The organism is Pseudoalteromonas sp. SR45-5, assembly GCF_014163565.1.
Taxonomy (GTDB): Bacteria; Pseudomonadota; Gammaproteobacteria; order Enterobacterales; family Alteromonadaceae; genus Pseudoalteromonas; species Pseudoalteromonas distincta.
Genome location: NZ_JACJDN010000289.1, coordinates 1 through 5049 on the forward strand (window position 1 = coordinate 1; position 5049 = coordinate 5049).

A 5049-nucleotide genomic window follows, 5' to 3' on the forward strand; every position below is an offset into this window, starting at 1 on the left:
ATATAATCAACTCGTTGATAGCCACGTTCTTTTACACCGGCAAAATAGGCCTCTAATGAATCGAGGCCATCCAAAGTTAACAGCTCAAACTCTTTTAAATTAACAACCACAAACTTAATCGTATTTTCAGGGTGAGTGCTCAACTCCTGAACAACTCCATTAGTTAACAGCGTAATGCCTTCATTATTAAAGCTCCCTTTCAATTCTAAATACATCTGAGGGGGCTGTGAACAAATTTGAAATTCACCATGTGCACCAAACATATATCGCCTTACATATATCAACTTCTATATATAGGATAATACAATTTTCCGATTTTGCAGTTAATTTAATAAAGCAATAAAAAAGGCCATTTCGAGTGCTTTTTCCTCTAAACTTTTAAAGCGACCTGATGCACCGCCGTGCCCTGCATCCATATCGGTTTTAAATACTAAAATATTACTGTCAGTCTTAAGTTCACGCATTTTTGCAACCCACTTCATAGGCTCCCAATACTGCACTTGTGAGTCATGAAGACCGGTAGTAACGAGTATGTTCGGATAGTTTTGGGCGCGAATATTGTCATACGGCGAGTAAGCTTCAATTACATCATAAAACTGAGGCTCATTTGGATTACCCCATTCATCATATTCATTTGTTGTGAGCGGAATACTTTCATCAAGCATCGTGGTTAATACGTCTAAAAATGGTACATGACAGCCAACACCGCAATATAACTCTGGTGCTTGGTTTACAACCGCCCCCATTAATAAACCACCTGCACTGCCGCCTGAGGCAAACACCTTGCTGCTATCACAATAGCCTTGTGCAACAAGCGCTTTTGTCACATCAATAAAGTCACTAAAGCTATTTTGTTTATGCTCTTTTTTACCTTGTTCGTACCACTCGCGACCTAGCATTTCAGAGCCTCGAACATGTGCTATTACATAAACAAAACCACGATCGAGCAAGCTCAGCGATGAACTTGAAAAACTTGGATCAATCGTATAGCCATACGCACCATAGCCGTATTGAAATAACGGATTTGTGCCATCTTTTTTAAAGCTGTCTTTTCGATAAACAACTGATACGGGTACTTTAACTCCGTCGCGAGCAGTTACCATTAATCGCTCAGACTGATAGTCATCGGCATTAAAACTACCGAGTACTTTTTGCTGTTTAAGTAGTGTTTTTTCGCCAGTTGCTAAATCAACATCATATAAAGAACCTGGTGTTGTTAAACTTGAGTAATAAATACGCGCAGTGCCTGTGTCTGGCTCTGGGTTCATTGCTATTGCAGCATAATAACAAGGATCGGCAAACTCAAGTGCCATACGATCCCCTTGCCTATTAACAACTACAAATCGAGCTTGCCCTTGCTCGCGTTCACTCAATACTAAAAAGTCATTAAATAACTCTACACCTTCAAGCAGTACATTCTCTCTGTGAGCTGTATGCTCAACCCATTGTGTTTTATCTGCAATTGTTTCGTTTGTTGCCGTCATTAATCTAAAGTTTTTAGCTTGCCAGTTAGTCACAATATAAAATGTGTCACCTAGCTTATCTACGTCAAACTCGTGGCCATCTTCACGCGGCATTAATGCTTTAAATTCGCCAGTGGGCTTATTAGCATCAAGCACCCATGTATCATTGGTCTCTGTCGATGCTAAATCAATAATAATTAAGCTTTCATCGCGGCTTTTACCAAGTCCCATAAAAAAGCTGCTGTCTTGCTCTTCGTAGACCATTACGTCTTGGCTTTGCTCGCTGCCAAGCTCATGCCTAAATACTTGGTATCCTAATAGCGTTTTTAAATCTTTTTTTACATAAAAAACAGTTTTATTGTCGTTAGCCCAAACAACTTGTCCTTCTGTATTTTCAAGCACATCAGGAAGCATTTCACTGGTCGCTAAGCTTTTAAAGCGAACATTATAAATACGACGACCTTCAGTATCTTCAGAGTAAGCCATAAGCTGCTCGCATGGGCTTAGTGCGACTTCGCCCAGCTCAAAAAACTCAAATCCTTCAGCTAATACATTAACATCGAGTAAAAGCTCTTTATTATCGGCCTTTATGCTCGTACTTCTATAGTGACGCGAGTATTCATCATCACCACGAACTTCTGAGTGATACCAGTATTTCCCGTCTTTAACGGGTACCGAATTATCATCTTTTACAATGCGTGCTTTTAACTCTTCAAAAAGTGTATTTTGTAGTGGCTTCATAGCAGCTAACTGCTCATCGCAGTACGCATTTTCAGCATGTAAATGCGCAAGTACTTGCTCATCCTGGCGATCGTCATCACGCATCCAATAGTAATTATCGGTACGTATCTTATTATGAGTACTTAATGTATGGGCTTGCTGTTTAGCAATCGGGAAATTAGGTAATAAACTTAAAGAGTAGACAGGACGAGACACAACAAAACCAATTAAAAAAATAATGTGATTTGCAGTTTATCATAAAAATAAAAAAGCCCATCCAATAGTTGGATGGGCTAAAACGGTAAACGCTGCATTACTAAAACCGCTATACCTTTGGGAAGATAATTTAAGCTTTATATTTGCTGCCAAGCCATAGCCCAGCTTTGCCCTACACCGGGTTCGAACATAGACTTATTATCGTCATTCGTGCGGCAAAACTCATTAAATGGCCAAGGCCTGCATTGATATACATGCCCAGTTTTTGGCTGCAATACCTTTGTACCCGCATTATAGTTTTCACAATTTTCAGGGTACACGTAATCATAAGTATCAAGGTTCTTAACAACACGCTCATCGCATTTTGCAATACAATGAAAGTCGACGTGTGCTTTACATATACCACTGCTTTGCAAAGCAAAAATTTCATTATTTCTATAGGCTACAATTAAACCCTGTTCGGTCATTTTACCTGCGCTAACCAGAGGAACATGCACATTAATATGCTCGGCAACTAAACGTGGCCATGCGTGAGGCTCACCTTGCTCAAGCGAGGTGATCTTGTAATCAAATGATAAACTAACCAGCTCTCCTTGCATGTCGTAAAAGGTTACACTCACCACATCACCAATAAATAATTGGGTATGATGATTTAAGCAACCTATTGTTGACCACTTTCCACAGGCCAACGACGTATGCATAAACACGGCAACACCTTAAGAGTTACAAAATCTTATCCATACACTATGGATACACAAAAAATACACTGAGGGCAAGTGATACATAACAACACGTTATGCAGTAGTCCCGCTACCATAGCTTTTAAAAAGCCTTAGACCGGAAACTTTGCGTCCTAACCTTTCGGCTAGTTTGCCAGCAATGCGGCGATTATAATTCGACCCCGCATAACAATCAAACAAAAGAATGTAACCAAAAACAAAAACCAACCCTTTAAGGTTGGTTTAATGTGTTTTTAACTAAACAAATAAGTTAAAGGCTCTTTCGCCCACGTAAATACCAGCAACACCAATAAAGATATAAATATTAACCACGCAGGCCAAGACGCTTTAGTTACTTTAGCCTCAGAGTCATCCGCTTTTAACTCTTTTGAGCCTGTGATCATCGCCTTAACTAGCGGTTTGCCTTTTATTCTATAAATGATAATAGCCAATACGTGCAAGCCAATAGCATAAAGTAAAATGTCAAAATTCAGCTCATGTAGCCAATTGGCAAAATCAATCGTATCGCTAGACACATATTGAGCAAGCGGCCCGTCAGTTAAAATACCATCACTGCTCATTAAGCCACTTACAAGTTGCGTTATGATCAATATAAAAAAAACTATCACCATACAGCTGCCGGGTGCTGAATGGCCTAACGATTCGCTTGGTGTTTTTAGCGCCTTTAAAATAGCACGAGGAGAGTGCAGTAACCCACTTAATCTCGCGGTTTTACTACCAATAACACCCCATATTAAACGTGTTACTATAAGTGCTAAAGTAAAAAAACCAGCGACAAAGTGAAGCTCAATCATGCCCTCTTCAATACTAAAATAAAGCACTGCAATACTTACAACCAAAAACCAATGAAAGCATCTAATAAACCCATCCCACACTTTTAACGTCGTCATTGTGCCTATCCTTAAAAAAACAGTATTATTTAATTTGTTAACTACTTTAACATCATAATATTAAGGTATCCTTATGATCCATTCTACAAGCCGTGAGAGTAAATATCATGCAACCAGTTAAAAAAGCTATTTTAAAAGGCTTTTTAGATATGCTACCACTGTGTTTAGCCGTTGTTCCTTGGGGTATTTTATGCGGCTCTTTAGCGATTCAAAATGGTTTTAGCGCCTTTGAAACCCAAGCAATGTCGTTATTAGTATTTGCAGGCTCTGCACAGCTTGTTGCGATTGAACTTATGGCGGGCAACACACCATTGCTCACAATTTTATTCACAACATTTATTATTAGCTCTCGACACTTTTTATACGGTTTAGCTGTGCGTCATAAGGTCATTGATCAACCTATGCGTTGGCGCTTACCGGTGAGCTTTGTTTTAACCGACGAGCTGTTTGCGTTTTCTCATCATCGAAAAGCATATAGAACAAAAACACGCTTAATATACGCATTGAGCGCTGGTTTTAGCTTTTATATTGCATGGAATATTTGGACGTTAATTGGCATTGTAGCGGGCACAATGCTGCCCGACTTAACTAATTTAGGGCTCGACTTTGCGATTGCTGCCACGTTTATCGCGTTAGTTATTCCGGGAATCAAAAATTTGGCCTCACTCGTTACGGTAATTGTAGCAGGCGTTAGCGCAACGCTTTTAAAAAGTACCGGATTTGAGTTATGGCTTGTTTGCTCAGCGCTGCTGGCAATGGCCGCAGGTTATAGCACAGCAAGGCTAACCGCTAAAAAGGAAGCAACGCTATGATGACAACTATTTTACTCATGGCGTTCATTACATTTTTTACGCGTTATTTATTTTTACACCGCGCTTTACCGTTTAAAGTAGGTCCTAAAATGCAGCAATTTTTAAGCTTTAGCGCACCTGCGGTGCTTACAGCAATTTGGGTGCCTATCGTGTTTTTGAATGAAGATGGCATTAACTTAAACTGGCAAAACCCTTATTTAAGCGCAGC

General features: G+C 39.7%; 6 protein-coding genes and 1 riboswitch. Of the genes, 2 read left to right on the top strand and 4 right to left on the bottom strand.

What is annotated here, in order from left to right; all coding sequences use genetic code 11:
- The 4 genes from H5072_RS11645 to H5072_RS11660 all read right to left on the bottom strand — a co-directional run.
- The coding region (locus tag H5072_RS11645) for a hypothetical protein (RefSeq protein ID WP_182693609.1) at positions 1–263 on the bottom strand (263 nt) is incomplete at its 3' end.
- Between the two features lie 60 nt (positions 264–323).
- Positions 324–2399 (bottom strand): S9 family peptidase, encoded by a 2076-nt coding sequence (locus tag H5072_RS11650; protein WP_182693610.1) that lies wholly within the window; start codon positions 2397–2399, stop codon positions 324–326.
- Between the two features lie 137 nt (positions 2400–2536).
- Complete coding sequence (locus H5072_RS11655; RefSeq protein WP_024597144.1) at positions 2537–3100, bottom strand: hypothetical protein; 564 nt, start codon at positions 3098–3100, stop codon at positions 2537–2539.
- Between the two features lie 96 nt (positions 3101–3196).
- A riboswitch (cyclic di-GMP riboswitch) is annotated at positions 3197–3284 on the bottom strand.
- Between the two features lie 88 nt (positions 3285–3372).
- Complete coding sequence (locus H5072_RS11660; protein ID WP_007377891.1) at positions 3373–4029, bottom strand: cytochrome b/b6 domain-containing protein; 657 nt, start codon at positions 4027–4029, stop codon at positions 3373–3375.
- A 107-nt stretch (positions 4030–4136) separates the two neighbouring features.
- Here H5072_RS11660 and H5072_RS11665 point away from each other — a divergent pair, with 107 nt between their 5' ends.
- Positions 4137–4841: an AzlC family ABC transporter permease gene (locus H5072_RS11665; RefSeq protein ID WP_004335013.1), complete on the top strand. Its 705-nt coding sequence runs from the start codon at positions 4137–4139 to the stop codon at positions 4839–4841.
- A partial coding sequence (locus tag H5072_RS11670) for an AzlD domain-containing protein (protein ID WP_182693611.1) occupies positions 4838–5049 on the top strand: 212 nt, incomplete at its 3' end. The genes H5072_RS11665 and H5072_RS11670, both read left to right, overlap by 4 nt.

Bases quoted from the DNA above. Each gene is read 5' to 3' on its own strand.
- H5072_RS11660 (WP_007377891.1), bottom strand. From the start codon at position 4,029: ATGACGACGTTAAAAGTGTGGGATGGGTTTATTAGATGCTTTCATTGG.
- H5072_RS11655 (WP_024597144.1), bottom strand. From the start codon at position 3,100: ATGCATACGTCGTTGGCCTGTGGAAAGTGGTCAACAATAGGTTGCTTA.
- H5072_RS11665 (WP_004335013.1), top strand. From the start codon at position 4,137: ATGCAACCAGTTAAAAAAGCTATTTTAAAAGGCTTTTTAGATATGCTA.